14 protein-coding genes and 1 riboswitch are annotated in these 17881 nt (G+C 59.2%); of the genes, 6 read left to right on the forward strand and 8 right to left on the reverse strand.

What is annotated here, in order from left to right:
- Position 1: 1 nt before the first annotated feature.
- From kdpC to kdpF, 4 genes are read right to left on the reverse strand one after another with little or no spacing between them, the layout of a single operon-like run.
- Positions 2 to 568 (reverse strand): potassium-transporting ATPase subunit KdpC, encoded by a 567-nt coding sequence (gene kdpC, locus CHB79_RS15410; protein WP_010487103.1) that lies wholly within the window; start codon positions 566 to 568, stop codon positions 2 to 4.
- Between the two features lie 48 nt (positions 569 to 616).
- Positions 617 to 2677 carry a potassium-transporting ATPase subunit KdpB gene (kdpB, locus tag CHB79_RS15415; RefSeq protein ID WP_089360562.1) on the reverse strand — a complete coding sequence of 687 codons (2061 nt, stop codon included), beginning with the start codon at positions 2675 to 2677 and terminating at the stop codon, positions 617 to 619.
- 12 nt (positions 2678 to 2689) lie between these two features.
- Complete coding sequence (gene kdpA / locus CHB79_RS15420) at positions 2690 to 4390, reverse strand: potassium-transporting ATPase subunit KdpA (RefSeq protein ID WP_089360563.1); 1701 nt, start codon at positions 4388 to 4390, stop codon at positions 2690 to 2692.
- 8 nt (positions 4391 to 4398) lie between these two features.
- Complete coding sequence (kdpF, locus tag CHB79_RS15425) at positions 4399 to 4488, reverse strand: K(+)-transporting ATPase subunit F (RefSeq protein ID WP_138943099.1); 90 nt, start codon at positions 4486 to 4488, stop codon at positions 4399 to 4401.
- A 208-nt stretch (positions 4489 to 4696) separates the two neighbouring features.
- Between kdpF and CHB79_RS15430 the strand changes: the two genes are divergently transcribed.
- The 6 genes from CHB79_RS15430 (at position 4697) to CHB79_RS15455 (ending at position 14375) form a co-directional block, all read left to right on the forward strand.
- Positions 4697 to 5467 carry a sulfite exporter TauE/SafE family protein gene (locus tag CHB79_RS15430; RefSeq protein ID WP_089360564.1) on the forward strand — a complete coding sequence of 257 codons (771 nt, stop codon included), beginning with the start codon at positions 4697 to 4699 and terminating at the stop codon, positions 5465 to 5467.
- An 88-nt stretch (positions 5468 to 5555) separates the two neighbouring features.
- Positions 5556 to 5798, forward strand: a complete 243-nt coding sequence (locus CHB79_RS15435) for an exodeoxyribonuclease VII small subunit (protein ID WP_089360565.1) — start codon at positions 5556 to 5558, stop codon at positions 5796 to 5798.
- Complete coding sequence (gene ispA / locus CHB79_RS15440; protein ID WP_089360566.1) at positions 5795 to 6682, forward strand: (2E,6E)-farnesyl diphosphate synthase; 888 nt, start codon at positions 5795 to 5797, stop codon at positions 6680 to 6682. Before CHB79_RS15435 ends, ispA begins: the two co-directional genes overlap by 4 nt.
- Positions 6683 to 6833: 151 nt before the next feature.
- Positions 6834 to 10106: an acetyl-CoA carboxylase family protein gene (locus tag CHB79_RS15445; protein ID WP_089360567.1), complete on the forward strand. Its 3273-nt coding sequence runs from the start codon at positions 6834 to 6836 to the stop codon at positions 10104 to 10106.
- 104 nt (positions 10107 to 10210) lie between these two features.
- On the forward strand, positions 10211 to 12109 hold the full coding sequence (gene dxs / locus CHB79_RS15450; protein ID WP_089360615.1) for a 1-deoxy-D-xylulose-5-phosphate synthase: 1899 nt from the start codon (positions 10211 to 10213) through the stop codon (positions 12107 to 12109).
- A 31-nt stretch (positions 12110 to 12140) separates the two neighbouring features.
- A riboswitch (cobalamin riboswitch) is annotated at positions 12141 to 12356 on the forward strand.
- A gap of 96 nt (positions 12357 to 12452) precedes the next feature.
- Entirely contained in the window at positions 12453 to 14375 is a 1923-nt protein-coding gene (locus tag CHB79_RS15455) for a TonB-dependent receptor domain-containing protein (protein WP_089360568.1), read from the forward strand.
- A gap of 71 nt (positions 14376 to 14446) precedes the next feature.
- Here the strand turns inward: CHB79_RS15455 and CHB79_RS15460 are convergent, their stop codons facing one another.
- The 4 genes from CHB79_RS15460 to ribA form a co-directional block, all read right to left on the reverse strand.
- A complete protein-coding gene (locus tag CHB79_RS15460; RefSeq protein ID WP_089360569.1) occupies positions 14447 to 15820 on the reverse strand; it encodes an APC family permease in 1374 nt (457 codons plus the stop codon).
- A gap of 200 nt (positions 15821 to 16020) precedes the next feature.
- A complete protein-coding gene (locus CHB79_RS15465) occupies positions 16021 to 16824 on the reverse strand; it encodes a cobalamin-binding protein (protein ID WP_089360570.1) in 804 nt (267 codons plus the stop codon).
- On the reverse strand, positions 16824 to 17240 hold the full coding sequence (locus CHB79_RS15470) for a hypothetical protein (RefSeq protein ID WP_010487087.1): 417 nt from the start codon (positions 17238 to 17240) through the stop codon (positions 16824 to 16826). Before CHB79_RS15470 ends, CHB79_RS15465 begins: the two co-directional genes overlap by 1 nt.
- Positions 17237 to 17857: a GTP cyclohydrolase II gene (gene ribA / locus CHB79_RS15475; RefSeq protein ID WP_089360571.1), complete on the reverse strand. Its 621-nt coding sequence runs from the start codon at positions 17855 to 17857 to the stop codon at positions 17237 to 17239. The genes CHB79_RS15470 and ribA overlap by 4 nt, the downstream gene beginning before the upstream one ends.
- Positions 17858 to 17881: the final 24 nt, after the last annotated feature.

A 17881-nucleotide genomic window follows, 5' to 3' on the forward strand; every position in this document is an offset into this window, starting at 1 on the left:
GTTACTCAGCGCGAGACAGATCCTGATTTTCTGCCAGCGCCATGTTCAGCGCCAGTACATTGACCACTTGCGGCCCAATTAAAGGGGTTTCAAGCAGCGCATCAATCAGGCGATCAAGGCTGGCTCGAGGCATGTTGCGCGCTGCAGCAATGCGCGCCACCTGATAACGTGCGGCTGCGGGTGACAAGTGCGGGTCAAGGCCACTGCCTGAGGTTGTCACCAATTGCATGGGAACAGCGCCCTGTCCGGCAACCTGCAAGCGCTTGGCGTCTTCTGCCACACGCTTGGCCAATGCCGGATTGCTCGGTGCCAGATTGCTCGCAGCGCTGGCCACAGTGGCGTAATCCCCCGCCGAAGGCCTCGGCTGAAACCACTGCGCCCCGGCAAAGCCTTGAGCCAGTAACTGACTGCCGCGCACCTCGCCTTGCGCATCACGCACCAGGCTGCCATTGGCTTGCACCGGAAATGCGAGCTGAGCGATAGCGGTCACGGTCAAGGGGTAGACCGCGCCGGTAAGCAGCGTCATAAAAACCAGAACGCTCAATGCTGGACGGATTTGCTTAAACATCATCGACTCTCCGAATGCAATACGGCGCCGGCAAAGGCGCCAGGAAGATCAAACCAGGCCGACAGCCACCAGCAGCATGTCGATCAACTTGATACCCACAAAAGGCGCCAGCAAACCGCCCAGGCCATAGATCAGCAGATTGCGCCGCAGCAGGCTTGCAGCGTCCGTTGCCTGCACTCGAACCCCGCGCAGCGCCAGCGGAATCAGGGCCACGATAATCAGGGCGTTAAATACGATCGCCGAGAGAATCGCACTCTGCGGACTGTGCAGCTGCATCAGGTTAAGTACGCCAAGCTGTGGATAAACACCGATAAAGAGCGCAGGCAAAATTGCGAAGTATTTGGCGACATCATTGGCCACCGAGAAGGTGGTCAGCGCCCCACGGGTGACCAGCAACTCTTTACCGACTTGCACCACATCAAGCAGCTTGGTCGGATCGGAGTCCAGGTCAACCAGGTTGGCCGCTTCACGCGCAGCCTGGGTGCCGTCATTCATTGCCAAACCAACATCCGCCTGAGCCAGCGCCGGGGCGTCATTGGCGCCGTCACCGCACATGGCGACCATCTTGCCCTCGGCCTGTTCACTGCGAATACGTTGCAACTTTTTCTCGGGCGTAGCCTCGGCGATGACATCATCAACACCCGCCTCGGCGGCGATGGCAGCAGCGGTCAAGGGGTTGTCACCCGTGACCATCACAGTGCGAATACCCATGGCGCGCAACTCGGCGAAGCGCTCGCGAATGCCGGGCTTGACCACATCTTTAAGGTGGATAGCACCGAGCAAGCGCGCATCACTGGCCACCAGTAGCGGCGTGCCACCGCTTTGCGCAATCTTGTCGACGGTCCGCGCCAGCGCGGCAGGCATATCCGAACGGTTCATCTTTAGGTAGTCGAGCACAGCATCCACCGCACCCTTGCGATACCGCTGACTGCCATGATCGGCGCCTGACAAGCGTGTTTCAGCACTGAAGGCGATGACCTTCACTGCCGAGCGCTCAGGGGCCTGCACCGGACCAAGATTACGAATGTACTCGACGATGGATTTGCCTTCGGCGGTGTCATCGCCCAGTGACGACAACAACGCCGCCTCGGTTAGATCCTGCTCGGCGATACCGGGCGCTGCGATCAAGGCGCTGCAACGACGATTACCGAAGGTGATGGTGCCGGTCTTGTCGAGCAGCAGCACATGCACATCGCCAGCGGCCTCGACTGCGCGCCCCGACTTGGCGATGACATTAAGCCGGACCAAGCGATCCATGCCGGCAATGCCAATGGCCGAAAGCAAGCCGCCGATAGTGGTTGGAATCAGCGTTACCAACAGCGCCACCAAATACACCAGCGGCAAGTCACCTCCCGCATAGCGGGCGAATGGCTGCAATGTGGCGACCACCACCAGAAACACCAGGGTCAGGCCGATCAACAGCATGTCCAGCGCTATTTCGTTCGGCGTTTTCTGGCGGCGCGCGCCCTCGACCAGGGCGATCATCCGGTCAAGCGTTGACTCGCCGGGGTTAGCGGTAATCTTCACCAGCAACCAGTCCGACACCAGGTTGGTGTTGCCGGTGACAGCCGAGCGATCACCGCCTGACTCACGAATAACCGGAGCAGACTCACCAGTAATAGCCGCCTCATTGACCGCAGCGATGCCTTCAATGACTTCGCCATCACCGGGAATCTGCTCACCGGCCTCAACCCGGACTATATCGCCACGCCGCAACTCACTCGCAGCGACTGACTCATAGACGCCCGGCTGAGTTTGCCTGCGCGCCTTGAGGCCTTGGCTTCCGGCCTTGAGGCTGTCGGCCCGGGCCTTGCCGCGTCCCTCTGCCAACGCCTCGGCAAAGTTGGCAAACAACAGGGTGAACCACAGCCACAGCGCAATCTGCACCGCCAGCCCTGTGCTCACCGCCGGGTTGGGCATAAAGCACAGCACAGTGGTGACAATCGCGGTCAGCTCAACCACCAGCATCACCGGCGCGCGTTGCAGTTGGCGCGGATCAAGCTTTGTAAAGGCCTTGCCCAGCGCAGCCTGCCAGAGTGTCGAAGCACCGGTTTTTGCCTGGGCCGCAGTCTTTGGTTGCGGGTCTTGCGTGAGAATAGGAGCATTCATCATGGCTCTCCCTTAGAAGCCCTGCAGCAGGGTCAGGTGTTCAGCGATGGGACCAAGGGCCAGCGCTGGAAGAAAGGTCAAACCGCCAACCAACAAAATCACCATTGTCAGCAGCGTCACGAACAGCGGGCCGTGGGTGGGAAAGCTGTTGCCATCTTGCGGGGCTGATTTTTTCGCGGCCAGACTGCCTGCAATCGCAAGGATTGGCAGAATGAAACCGAAGCGCCCCAGCAGCATGGCCAAGGCGATCATCACATCGTGATACGGGGTATTGGCACCAAAGCCCGCAAATGCAGAGCCATTGTTGGCAGTGCCTGATGTGTAGGCATACAAGACCTGGCTAAAGCCATGTGCGCCGGGGTTGCTGATCGACATCGCCGGGCCTGGCAAGCTCACACCCAAGGCACCAAACACCAACACACCGACCGGCATGACCAGAAGCGTCATGACCAACAGGCGTACTTCACGCGCCTCAAGCTTCTTACCCAGGTATTCGGGTGTGCGACCTATCATCAACCCGGCAAGAAATACCGTAATCAGGACAAACAACAACATGCCGTACAGGCCCGCGCCAACCCCGCCGAAAATGACCTCACCGAGCATCATATTGAGCATCGGGATCATCCCGCCGAGCGCACTGAAACTGTCATGCATGGCGTTGACCGAACCATTGGACGCGGCGGTAGTGGCCACCGCCCACAGAGCCGAGGCGGCAATGCCCAGTCGGCTTTCCTTTCCTTCGAACGCACCCGATTGCTCAATGGGCAAGGCCGCCAATGCAGGGTTGGGCTGCAACTCGGCGTACAAGGTCACCGCAAAGCCAGCCACAAACAGAATCAGCATGCTGGCCAACAGCGCACGACTTTGCCGCAGATCCTTGACGTAGTGACCGAAGGTGAACAGCAACGCCGCCGGGATCAGAATGATCGAAGCCATCTCGACCAGATTGCTCCATGCCGTCGGGTTCTCGAATGGATGCGCCGAGTTGACGCCAAAGAACCCTCCGCCATTGGTGCCCAACTGCTTGATTGCGATCTGGCTGGCCGCCGGCCCCAGGGGAATGCTCTGGTCAGCACCCAACAGCGTCTTGGCATGCACGTAGGCCATGAAGCTTTGTGGCACGCCCTGCCAGACCAAGAACAGCGCCAGCAACAGGCAAAACGGCAGCAGCACATAGAGCACGCCACGCGTCATATCGACCCAGAAATTGCCAATGCTGTTACTTGAGCGGCGAGCAATACCGCGACAAAAGACGACCAACACCGCAAGGCCCACCGCCGGGCTGACAAAATTTTGCACGCCAAGCCCAAGCATCTGGCTGAAATAGCTCAGTGATGCCTCGCCGCTGTAGGCCTGCCAGTTGGTATTGGTGACGAAGCTCACCGCCGTATTGAGCGCCAGCGGCCAATCCATACCGGCAATATGCTCTGGATTGAGCCCCAAACGGCCTTGCAACATCAGGATTGCAAACAGCCCGATCAGGCACGCCAGGGTGAACATCAACAGAGCAGTGCTGTAGCCTTTCCAGTCCTGCTCGGCTTGGCTATCAACCCCCGCAAGGCGGTAGCAAAAACGCTCTATGGGCAACAGCACCGGGCTGAGCAGGGTCTTGTGCCCTTCCATTACCCGGAAGATATAGCGCCCCAGAAAAGGGGCAGGCACCAGCACCAATACAAAGAAGGCCAGAATCAGCCAATAATCTTGGATGTGCATAAGGCCTCCTAACCACGCTCGGCGCGCATCAGCGCAAGCAGCAGATAAAAGAACAGGCCAAGGGCCAAACACAGCGACAATCCGTCGAGAACACTCATAGTCATTGCTCCGAAAACGCCCCAACGGCGCATGAGTCATTCTCGGATTTCAGGCGTAAAGGTTCGATTGGGCTAAGGCGCGGGCGGCGTAAAGAAAGTATAAAAATTCAGTCTTGGCCAAATCAGGCAGCACCTGCCGAGCAACATCCTGCTTGGCGAACAACCGACGATTGATTAGGCTGCGCCTTTTTACTGCAAAGACGCTCCAATGCCCTGGCTTGATATAGCGATTTTGATTGCCGCAGGATTCGCCGCAGGCGCAATGAATGCCCTGGCCGGGGGCGGTACGTTTTTCTCGTTCCCCGCGTTACTTGCCACAGGCCTGGCGCCCGTCACCGCCAATGCAACCAACGCCGTTGCGCTCTGGCCAGCGAGCGTTGCGGCAGCCTGGGCTGGGCGCAAGACACTGCAACCGCTCGGCAGCTACCTGGTTCCCTTGCTATTGGCAGGACTTGGCGGCGGCTTGCTTGGCGGTATCTTGCTACTGCTTGGTGGCGATGAAATTTTTCGCGGTTTAATCCCTTGGCTCCTGCTCGGCGCCACACTTTTATTTGCCGCCAGCCCACAACTAAGTCGTGCCCTGGCCGCGCGCCGTTCAGCAAATACACAACCGCCGCACACGACATGGTCATTGGCGGCGCATGCGACGGTTTCGGTGTACGGCGGCTACTTCGGTGCGGGCATGGGCATTTTACAACTCGCCGCCTTCTCGATCGAAGGCCATGCCCTGGCACGCAGCAATGCGCTTAAAAACCTGATTTCGGCGGTGATCTACAGCGTCGCAACCGGCACCTTTATCATCGCCGGGCGGGTTAGTTGGTACGAGTTGGTCATACTCCTGGGCGGCGCAACCATTGGCGGTTATGCCGGCGGAGCGCTCGGCCAGCGCCTGCCCGCCAAGTTCCTGCGCCTGCTGGTCATTGCCGTTGGCAGCAGCATGACGCTGTATTATTTCTGGGCGACTTACCTGCGCAGTTGAAAGCGGCCCATGATTTGCCCGAAAGCCTCGTCTCTGCTAGTGTCGCGAGCGATATTCGTCCGTTGATTTCCCGCCGAGAACACCCGCCATGGCCCGCAAGAAAGCCGCTGTTGATTTTGAGCAGTCCCTGACAGAGCTGCAAAGCTTGGTCGAACGCCTAGAAAACGGCGAAATGTCGCTCGAAGACTCACTGACCGCCTTCGAACAAGGTATCCGCCTGACCCGCGATTGCCAGGCCGCGCTGGCGCAAGCCGAACAAAAGGTCAGCCTGCTGCTGGAACGTAATGGCGAGCTGGAGGAAGCGCCTTTCGACGCGGATAAACAAGCATGATCGAAGCCTATCAGGCGCAGTGCCAAAACCGTGTAGATGCCGCCCTTGAGCGTCTGTTTGTTGCACCACAGCCAGAATTGCAACGCCTGTATCAAGCCATGCGCTACAGCGTCACCAATGGCGGCAAGCGCGTACGCCCGCTACTGGCCTACGCAGCGTGCGAAGCCCTGGGCGGCAATGTCGAGCATGCCAATGGCGCCGCCTGCGCGGTCGAGCTGATCCATGCCTACTCATTGGTCCATGACGATTTGCCAGCCATGGATGACGATGACCTGCGCCGAGGCAAGCCGACCACACACAAAGCCTTCGATGAAGCCGCTGCCATTCTGGCTGGCGATGGCCTGCAAACCCTGGCCTTTGAAGTGCTCGGCAACGCTGAGTTGAACCCCCACAGTGCCGAGTTGCGCCTGGCGATGATCGCGACCCTCGCCCGTGCCTCCGGCCCGGCGGGCATGGTGGGTGGCCAGGCAATAGACCTGGGCTCGGTTGGCCAGGCACTTGACCAGGCGGCCCTGGAAAATATGCACAGGCACAAGACCGGCGCCCTGATCGAGGCCAGCGTCGCCCTTGGCGCACTGGCCAGCGGCAACGCAGACCCGGCCACACTGGCCGCCCTGCAGCGCTATGCCCAGGCGATAGGCCTGGCCTTCCAGGTGCAGGACGACATTCTCGATATCGAGAGCGATACTCACACCCTGGGTAAAACCCAAGGCAAGGACCAGGCTAACGACAAGCCAACCTACCCCGCGATACTGGGTTTGCAGAACGCTAAAGGCTATGCGCTGGAGTTACGCGACCAGGCCCTTGCGGCACTGGAAGACCTGGGCTCCCCGGCTGAGCCGCTGCGCATGCTAGCTCGCTATATTGTCGAGCGCCGCCACTAACTAGAACGGCGACCTGAGCAACTGGGTTGCCGCCTGCCTCAGGCACAATCACTCAAACAAATACCTTGTCGATCAGCAGGCAAGGCTTTGTTTACCCGCGCCGCATAGTGCATAAGATGGTCTCCAGAATAAGAATTTTGGAGCCGTTGCCATGTCCTTTTCAGCCTTGCTGATCGCCAACCGCGGTGAAATCGCCATCCGCATTGCCCGCGCCGCTGCCGATATGAATCTGCGCAGCGTTGCTATCCATGCAGAAGACGATGCGACCTCCCTGCATGTGCGCACAGCTGATCACGCAGTTGCCCTCAAGGGCCGTGGGGTTGCCGCCTATCTGGACATCAACCAGCTAATCCGTGTTGCCGTGGAAAACGGCTGCGACGCCATCCACCCGGGCTACGGGTTTCTTGCGGAAAACCCGGACTTTGCCCGCCAATGTGCCGCCGCAGGTATTTGCTTTATTGGCCCTGGTGCTGAAGTCCTGCAACTTTTTGGCGACAAGGCCCAGGCCCGGGCACTGGCCGAGCGTTGCGACGTCAAGCTGGTACCGGGTATCAACCAGGCAATAACCCTGCAACAAGCACAGGACTTTATGCACAGCCTCGGCGACTCATCGGCGGTCATGCTCAAGGCGCTGGCAGGGGGTGGCGGGCGCGGCATGCGGGCGGTATTCAACCCCACCGATTTGCCTGAAGCATTCCAGCGCTGCCAGAGCGAAGCCCAAGGCGCCTTTGGCAACGGCGCGCTGTACATAGAACAATTGGTGAACAACGCCCGCCATATCGAAATCCAGCTGTTAGGCGATGGCAGCGGAGCGGTCAGCCATTTGTGGGAGCGTGACTGCAGCCTGCAACGACGCCAGCAAAAGATCATCGAGATAGCACCAAGCCCGGACCTGTCGCCAGCCACACGCCAAGGCATGATCGACGCCGCGCTCAAGCTTGCCAGCAGCGTCAATTACCAAGGCATCGGCACCTTCGAGTTCCTGCTCGATAACGATCAACCCGAGCAGTTCTACTTTATGGAGGCCAACCCCCGGATCCAGGTTGAACACAGCATCACCGAGCAAATCAGCGGCGTTGACCTGGTGCAATGCCAAATCAAGCTGGCCATGGGTTATTCGCTGGCCGATCTCAACCTGCTGCAACCACCGGTGATCAATGGCTGTGCCGTGCAACTGCGAATCAACCTGGAAACCATCGACAGCGACGGCAAGACCCAACCGGCCACCGGCACCCTAAGCTCTTACCAACCGCCCAGTGGTCCTGGTTTGCGAGTGGATGGCTACGGCTACCCGGGCTACAGCATCAACCCGAACTACGACTCCTTGCTGGCCAAGCTGATTGTGCATGCCCCCGATTACCCCAGCGCATTGCGCAAAGCCTATCGTGCGCTCTGTGAGTTCAATATCGAAGGCGTGAGCAATTCAATCAGCCTGCTGCAAAGCTTGCTGCAGCTTCCAGAGGTTGCACGCAATGAGGTCAACACCCGCTTTGTCGAAAAACAAATGAGCAGGCTACTCGACTGTGCTCATCCGCACCTGTATTTCAATCACGGCGCCAACTCGACAGCCTGTCCGCTCGCCACTCCCGTGCCCGAGGGCTGCGCAGCCTTGGGCGCACCGAGCAGCGGCGTGGTCGTCAGTCTTGAAGTCAGGCAAGGCGATAGCATCGCAAAGGGCCAGACCATTGCCGTGCTCGAAGCCATGAAAATGGAGCTTGAAGTCAGGGCAGAGCAAAGCGGCATTGTCCGCAGTCTCGCGGTAGAAACCGGCAGCATAGTCAATCAAGGGGCGGCCTTGATGTTTATCGAGCCCGCCCAGGTCACCGAGCAACAGGTGCTCAATGAACAAAGTGCCGATCTTGAGCATATACGTGCGGATCTCGCCGAGGTCCTTGAACGCCACGCCCTCACCCTTGATGAAAGACGCCCGCAGGCTGTGGCCAAACGCCGTAAAACCAGGCAGCGCACCACCCGGGAAAACCTTGCGGACCTGCTGGATGATGGCAGCTTTAACGAATACGGCGCCCTGGCCATCGCAGCACAACGGCGGCGGCGCTCACTCGACGAGTTGATCGAGCAGAGTCCGGCCGATGGACTGGTTGCCGGCACCGGCACTGTTAACGCCAGTTTGTTTGGCAATAAAGCCGCGCGCTGCATGGCCATCGCCTACGACTACACGGTATTTGCCGGCACCCAAGGCGTCATGAATCACAAGAAGACCGACCGCATGCTGCAATTGGCCGAACAATGGCGCTTGCCCCTGGTGTTATTTGCCGAAGGCGGTGGCGGTCGACCCGGCGATACGGATTTCGTCGGTGTCGCCGGGCTGGATTGTCACACCTTTGTCGGCATGGCCAGGCTTTCTGGCCTGGTACCGCTGGTCGGCGTGGTGTCTGGACGTTGCTTTGCGGGCAATGCTGCGCTGCTGGGCTGCTGCGATGTGATTATCGCCACGCACAACGCCAGCATCGGCATGGCAGGCCCGGCCATGATCGAAGGTGGCGGGCTGGGCAGTTTTAGCGCCGAACAAGTCGGCCCCTCAAGCGTCCAAAGCCCGAACGGGGTGATTGACCTGCTGGTCGAGGATGAAGCCGAGGCCGTGCGCGTCGCCAAGCAATACCTGGGTTACTTTCAAGGCGCGCTGAGCACCTGGCAATGCGCGGATCAGCGCCTGCTGCGCCATCTGATTCCCGAAAACCGCTTGCGCGTGTATGACATCCGCCAAGTGATCGAAACCCTGGCGGATCAAGACTCGGTTCTGGAACTGCGTCGCGAGTTTGCGCCAGGCATGATCACCGCCTTTATTCGTATCGAGGGTCAGGCCTTTGGCTTGCTCGCCAATAACCCCGCGCATCTCGGCGGCGCCATTGACGCAGTCGGTGGCGACAAGGCCGCGCGCTTTATGCGGCTGTGCAATGCATTTGGTATTCCACTGGTATCACTGTGTGATACCCCCGGATTCATGGTCGGCCCGCAAGCAGAGCAACAAGCCACTGTGCGCCATGTATCGCGCATCTTTGTGGCTGCTGCCAGCCTGAGCGTGCCCTTCTTCACCATCGTTCTGCGCAAGGGTTACGGCCTGGGTGCGCAAGCGATGGCCGCAGGCAGCTTCCATTCGCCGCTGTTCACCGCCGCCTGGCCCAGCGCTGAATTCGGCGCCATGGGCCTTGAAGGGGCCGTTCGCCTGGGTTTTGCCAAAGAGTTGGCAGCCGCCGAGTCCGATCAAGCACGCCAGCAACTGTTCGACAAGCTGGTAGCCAAGGCCTATGCCAATGGCAAGGCAATCAATATGGCCAGCTTCCTTGAAATCGACGCAGTGATTGACCCTGAACAGACGCGTGGATGGCTGACCCGAGGTCTCAACTCGACACCGCCCACTGTCGCCGAGCAACCCCACAAACGCGGTTTTATCGACACCTGGTAGCTCCCGGCCATGACAAGCGGATGCTCAATGGCCACTTCTTATTTGGGTACTGCGCGGGGCTTCGGGTAAACTGGCGCATCTTTGTATTTATAACGATTCGCCTGATGCCGACGACTTTCCACGAGATTCCACGCGAACGACCGCTGACGCCCTTGCTTGACCGCGCGAATACGCCGACCGAGTTGCGCCGCCTGGGCGAAGCCGAGCTGGAAACCCTGGCCGACGAACTGCGCCAATACTTGCTTTACACCGTTGGCCAGACGGGCGGCCACTTCGGCGCGGGCCTGGGTGTAGTCGAGCTGACAATTGCCCTGCATTACGTGTTTGACACCCCGGACGACCGCCTGGTCTGGGATGTTGGCCATCAAGCCTACCCGCACAAGATCCTGACGGGCCGCCGCGAACGCATGGCCACCCTGCGCCAAAAGAACGGCATTGCCGCATTCCCGCGGCGCAGTGAAAGCGAGTACGACACCTTTGGCGTGGGTCACTCAAGCACGTCCATCAGCGCTGCGCTGGGCATGGCTGTTGCCGCGAAAATCCAGGGCAGCAGCCGCAAGAGTGTTGCTGTCATTGGTGATGGCGCGCTGACCGCCGGCATGGCGTTCGAAGCGCTGAACCACGCCTCCGACCTCAAGGCCAACATGCTGGTGGTGCTCAACGACAACGACATGTCGATCTCGCGCAATGTGGGCGGGCTGTCGAACTACCTGGCGAAAATTCTTTCCAGCCGCACCTATGCAAGCATGCGCGAGGGCAGCAAGAAGGTCCTCTCGCGCCTGCCCGGCGCCTGGGAAATCGCCCGCAAGACCGAAGAACACGCCAAAGGCATGCTGGTTCCAGGCACCCTGTTTGAAGAACTTGGCTGGAACTACATAGGCCCGATCGATGGCCATGACCTGCCGACAATGCTGGCTACGCTGCGTAACATGCGCGACCTTGAAGGCCCGCAGTTCCTGCATGTGATCACCAAAAAAGGCAAAGGCTTCGCCCCGGCGGAAGCCGATCCCATTGGCTACCACGCCATTACCAAGCTTGAGCCAGTCAATCGCCCAGCCGCACAAGCCAAGAAAGCGTCCGGCCCCAAATACTCCAGCGTATTCGGCCAGTGGCTATGCGACATGGCAGCGCAGGACCCGCGCCTGCTCGGCATCACCCCGGCAATGAAAGAAGGTTCTGACCTGGTCGCCTTCAGCGAGCAATATCCCGATCGCTATTTCGATACGGCGATTGCCGAGCAGCACGCAGTCACACTTGCAGCGGGCATGGCGTGCGAAGGCAGCAAACCGGTCGTGGCGATTTACTCGACCTTCTTGCAACGCGCCTACGACCAACTGATCCACGACGTGGCCGTGCAGCACCTGGACGTATTATTCGCCATCGACCGCGCGGGTTTGGTCGGTGAAGATGGCCCAACCCATGCGGGCAGCTTCGATATCACCTACCTGCGCTGCATTCCCGGCATGCTGGTGATGACCCCAAGCGATGAAAACGAATTGCGCCGCATGTTGACCACCGGGCACCTGTATAACGGCCCGGCAGCTGTACGCTACCCGCGAGGCACTGGCCCCAACGCACCGATTGAGGCCGGTCTTGAGCCGTTTGAAATCGGTAAGGGCGTAATCCGCCGCCAGGGTAGCGGCACAGCCATGCTGGTGTTCGGCGTACAGTTGAGTGAAGCGCTAAAGGCTGCCGAAGCACTGGATGCGACCGTAGTCGACATGCGCTTCGTAAAACCCATTGATGAAGCATTGATTCGCCAGCTGGCCGCTGAGCATGAACTGCTGGTGACCATTGAAGAGAACAGCGTCATGGGCGGTGCTGGAAGTGCCGTCAGCGAGTTCCTGGCGCAGGAAAACCTGCTCAAGCCAGTGCTGCACCTTGGCTTGCCCGACCTTTACGTCGAGCACGCCAAGCCGTCACAAATGCTTGCCGAATGCGGCCTCGATGCCGCCGGTATTGAGCAGGCAATTCGTCAGCGCCTGGCTGTTATCAACAAATAAGTAACCCGCTACCGCCAACTCGGTAGCGGTTGTAATCGTGATTGACCGAGGTCGCTGCCAGCCGCAAGGCTCAGCGTGAAAAGGGAAGCAGGTGCGTCCATGACAATGCCTGCGCTGCCCCCGCAACGGTAACCGACAGTGCTGCGCTCAGGCGCAACACAGCGTTTTTCGACAACCACTGGGTTCGCCCGGGAAGGTGAAAAACGCAGTCGGCAGCCCGGAGACCTGCCTCGTTGCAATTTTTGACTGGTGTTGCGGAGGGCATCACCGTCAAGTGCAGGCTTCCGTTTGCCAGTACTTGCCCCTGCCCTCCTCAAAAGCATTGCACTTTTGAGGTTGTTAAATGAAGTTTTCCCGTGTTTCCCTGGCTCTTGCCCTGGCTCCGTGCCTGGCTACCGCAGCCGAACCTGCTGGACCTTACCAAGCGTCTCCGTTGGTCATTACCTCTGGCCGCCAGGCCGAGCCGATCAGCAAGGCCACGGCTGCAATTACCGTATATGACCGCCAAGACATCGAACGCCTGCAAGCCGGCGACGTTCTGGACCTGCTCGCCCGCACCCCAGGCGTCAGCGTCCAGCGCAGCGGTGGCCGCGGCTCGCTGAGCGGGATATTTATTCGCGGCACCTCGACGGCGCAAAGCCTGGTGTTGGTCAACGGCCAACGCATCGCTGGCAGCTCCAGTGGCACGGCCAGCCTTGAACAGCTCAATCTTGATCAAATCGAGCGTATCGAAGTGGTCCGTGGCAGTCGCTCGGCGCTCTATGGCTCAGATGCAATTGGTGGCGTTATCCAGATTTTCACCCGCACAGGTGAACAAGGCTTGCACCCACGCCTGAAAGTCGGCTTCGGCACCCACGGTACCTGGCAGCGCAGCCTTGGCCTGTCTGGAGGCGATGAGCAAACCCGTTTCGACCTGGGAGCATCACTCGATGAAACCGATGGATTTGAGCGCACTAACCTGATTGGCAGTGAAGACAGCGCCTACCGCAACAAGGGCCTCAACCTGAGCCTGTCGCATAATTTCAGCGACAGCCTTGAAGCCGGGATCAACCTGCTGCGCCAAACCGGACAAAGCGAATACGACTACAGTTTGTCGCCCGCCCAAGCCGCCGATACAGACTTTGAAGAGTCAACCGGTAGCGCTTACCTGCAATCGAAACTGAACGAATACTGGACTTCGCGCCTGGAACTGGGGCACACCGAGAACCGGCAAAAATCCCACGACCCATACGGTGGTTCGATCTTCAATACCTACCGTGACCAAGCCAGTTGGCTCAATACAATCGCCTTTGCCGAGCACCAGCAATTGTTGCTCGGCCTGGACTGGTATGAGGATCGCCTAAATAGCTCGACGCCCTTCAACGAGGACTCGCGCTGGAACAAAGCCGCATTCATCCAGCACCGCTACGACAATGACCAATTCGGCACGGAGTTGGGCCTACGCCATGACGACAACCAGGCCTTTGGCAGCGAGAACAGTTGGAACGCTGCCTTCACCTGGCACCTGAACGACGATAATGACTTGATCGCCTCCTACAGTGAGTCGTTCCGAGCGCCCACCTTCAATGACCTGTACTACCCGGACGACTGCTTCCCGGGCTTCGGCTGCACGGTCTACAGCAACCCCGATCTAAAACCCGAGACGGCTCGCAGCTATGAACTGCAGTGGCGTTCGCGCCTGTCGCCGAGCAGCTCACTCGAAGTCTCGGCCTACCGCACCCGCATCGAAGACGCCATAGTCACCAACAATGCGCTGGACGGTAACCAAGCAAACAGCGTTGATGCCTTCCGCCCCGAAAACATTGACCGAGCGACCATCCACGGCCTGGAAGTCGCCCTCAAGCAACAACTGTTCGGCTGGCGGGCCAGTCTCGGCTACAGCCTGGTCGATGCCCGCAACAGCAGTGGCAGCGGCAATGACGGCAAGCGTCTGAGCCGTCGTCCGGAAAACACCTTCACCGCCGATCTGGATCGCAGCTTTGGTCAGTTCAATGTCGGCGCGAGTTGGTTGGTGGCGAGCCATAGCTACAACGACCTGGCCAATACCCAGGAAATACCAGGCTATGGCGTGCTGGGCCTGCGCGCAGGCTGGAATGCCCCCAACGACCTGCGCTTCGACCTGAAGCTGGACAACCTGCTCGACCACGATTACTACCAGGCAAACGGCACCGCATTCGACAGCACTACATTCGCCCAGGTGCCCTTCCATTATGAGGAAGCCGGGCGTACCGCACTGGTTTCGATGACCTGGACACCGCAGCTGTAACCGAACACCCGGCCACTAAAAAGGACCGCTTGATGCGGTCCTTTTTATTTATGGGGCTTGAGCGCCTGGACTCAATGGCCAATTTCAACGCTTCCGTAAACCTTGCACGAGTATCCGTAGAGCACGGCACCCAAGACAGCCCATACGCCAACCAACAGCCACTCGACTGGCAGCAACGCCGAAGGTGAGACAGGCGTATAAAGCAGCACCAGGCCAAGCGAAAGCAGCAACGCCACATAACCAACCCAAGGACCACGCCCGGCGCGGAATGGACGTTCCATATCAGGCTCATTCCTGCGCAGCACAATGAACGAAAGTGCCACCATCGCATAGGCAACAACGATGCCCAGGCCACCGGCATCAACCAGCCAGACCAGCGCCTGGCGCCCGAACAAGGGGGCGATGATCGACAGCGCACCAATCAGGAGAATCGCATTGACCGGTGTTTTGTAGGTGGGATGCAGCTTGGCCAGGAACGCCGGCAGCATCTTGGCTTCAGCCATCGCATAGACCGCCCGCGAGCCGCCGATTAGAAACGCGTTCCAACTGGTCAAGATACCCCCCAGGCCAGCAAGGACCAAGAGTTTGCCTGCCCAGCTTCCACCCAGCACTGCTGTTGCCGCATCGGCAGTCGCCAGTTTCGAGCCCGCCAGCGCCTGGACATCCAATGCTCGACCCGTGGCGTACATGATCAAGATGTACCAGGCGACAGCCATCAAGACGGAAACGATCAGGATAATGCCGATCTTGCGAAATGGCAGGTCGATTTCTTCAGCGGCCTGCGGAATGACGTCAAAGCCAACGAACAAAAACGGCGTCATGATGATGACTGAAAATACACCGCCCACTCCGCCGATGAACAAGGGCTCGGTGTTGGCGCTTGAACCGTTAAACAGCGAACCGCTGATAAGCATGATGCCAACCGCCAGAATCAGTACCGTGATCACCGCTTGAAACAGCGCGCTGGATTTCACACCCCGGATATTCAGCCATGTCATGCCAATTGCACCGACAATACCCACCAGCGCCCAGGTGAAGTAAACCTCCCAGCCAGCGATTGAGTACATCAAGCCAACCTTGTATCCGGGAATAAGCTCCTCAAGCACAGTGGGCAAGGCAACCGCCTCAAAGGCGACCACCGAGACATAACCGAGAATGATCGCCCAGGTGCAGAAGAACGAGGCTCCGGCGCCTAATGCCCGGTGAGCGTAGACGTGCTCGCCGCCGTTTTGCGGCATGGCTGCCGCCAGTTCGGCATAGGCCAGGCCAATCATGATCACCGCAGTGCCGCCGATTGCAAAAGCCAGCATAGTGCCGCCTGTGCCTGCGTTACTGATCATGGTCCCGGCAAGTACAACCCAGCCCCAGCCAACCATTGCACCGAACGCCAGCGCGATTACATCCGTTGAACCCAATACCCGGGCAAATTTCTTGTTATTGGACATGGTTCCTCCTTGAGTCCGAACCTATAGGCAACTCTGGACAGCTGCTGAAGGCTTCATTTGAAAATATGAACCCTTAAACTGCCCGTCGGTTCAATGGCCAGATGCTTGCTACAAGATTTCTCGCACGCCCACCCTGAATTTACGGGCACAAGAACCCCCCCAGCCCCATGGGTTCCGGAAGAAGTGGCTGTGAGTTGGGGTTATTGCGCCTTTGCCAGCACTTGGCAAAGTTGCGCGGTGGCATGCAGCATCTGGAAGCTTGGGCGCTCCAGGCCTTTATCCGGCACCTGCCAAAGCTGCTTGCGCTTGACCGCGGTGATATCGGGCCAGCGTTGCCAGGGTTCAAGCTGCGCACCGCTGCCGGCCAGGATCACCTCCGGATTGCGCTGTAAAACCGCCTCGACACTGACCTGAGGCGCAGGCAAGCGAATATCGGCAAAGACATTCTCGGCGCCACAGACACGCAGTGCGTCACTGACAATTTGCTGGCCACCCAGGGTGTATAGCGGCTTATCCCAGACCTGGTAAAACACCGACAATGGCCGTTGCCGATGATAGCGCTTGCGCAAATCAGCCAGCCCCTGGCGAAACTGTTGCTGCAACCGTCGGCCTTGCTGGCCCCGGCCGATGCGCTGGCCGATTTCGGCAAACTGGTCGGCAAGGCTATCGAGCGTATGCGGCTCAGCCACCAGCATCGGGATACCAAAGGCTCGCAACTGCTCGCGCTGCGCCTGGCTAACACTGCCGGGCCACAACAGGATCAAGTCTGGCTGCAAGGCCAACAGGGTTTCCAGCTCCAGCTGCCCGTAGCGGCCAACCGATGGCAATTGTGCCACGGCCGCAGGTCGTGGCCCGCCATCGAGCACGCCAACCAGTTGCTGCCTGGCGCCAAGCTCAATAACGATTTCGGTCAGTGACGGGGCAAGGCTGACGATTCGCTGCGCCGCCAGGGCTGGGGCGGATAAACCGACTGCCAGCAGCAGGGTCAACCATAGGCGAAGCATCAACCGAGCTGACGAGGAGTGCGGTAAAGGTAGAGAATGACCATGCTCGACACCGTCAGCAGGATCAGCGGGATCGCTTCAAGGCTGGTGAATACTGCTACGGCAGCAATCCAGGCCGGCAGGCTGGCACCAACAAAGGCCTTGCGCCGCGTTTTGGCCAGTGCCTGCCAGGCCGCAGGCTCGGCATCGCTATCGCGGGCCTTTCCCGTGGCAATAACAGCATGCTTGTAGGCATTGAACAGCGGCAAGCTGACAAACATCGACAACATACCGGCTATAAAGAACGGCATCGCCAATATGCCCGGTTGGCGGCTGGACTCGAACAGGCTGTTGAAGATGATGACCGGCAAGAGGACCAGCGCCAACTGCCACCACCACAGAATCGAAAGATGGCGACGCGCCTGAGCCCGATTCACACTTTTTCCTCGACCTCGGCCTGATGCATGCTGCCGAGCATGTGGCCAAGCTTGCCAGCCTTGGTCGCCAGGTACTTTTTGTTGTGCGGATTATGGTCAATCTGCAAAGGCACCCGTGCCGCCACATTGATGCCCATGTCGCCCAGCGCCTTCACCTTGCGCGGGTTGTTAGTCATCAGTTTCAGCTCGGTAATGCCCAGATGGTCGAGCATTGGCTTGCAGATCGCATAGTCACGCTGGTCGGCTCCGAAGCCCAGGCGCTCATTGGCTTCAACGGTATCGGCGCCGCCATCCTGCAATTCATAGGCACGAATTTTATTCAGCAAGCCAATACCACGGCCCTCCTGGCGCAGGTAAAGCAATACGCCGCGCCCTTCAGCAGCAATGGCGCTCAGCGCAGCTTCGAGTTGGAAACCGCAATCACAGCGCAGGCTGAACAGCGCATCGCCGGTCAGGCACTCGGAATGCAAACGCCCCAGCACGGGTGCGCCGTTGGCAACATCGCCAAATGTCAGCGCGACATGCTCCTTGCCTGTGGTTTCTTCAAGGAAGCCATGCATGGTGAAGACGCCAAACGGCGTAGGTAATTGGGAGGCAGCAACGAACACGACTGGCACCCTGTGCTCCTAGAGTCAGTAAGG

The organism is Pseudomonas segetis, from assembly GCF_900188155.1.
Lineage (GTDB): Bacteria > Pseudomonadota > Gammaproteobacteria > Pseudomonadales > Pseudomonadaceae > Aquipseudomonas > Aquipseudomonas segetis.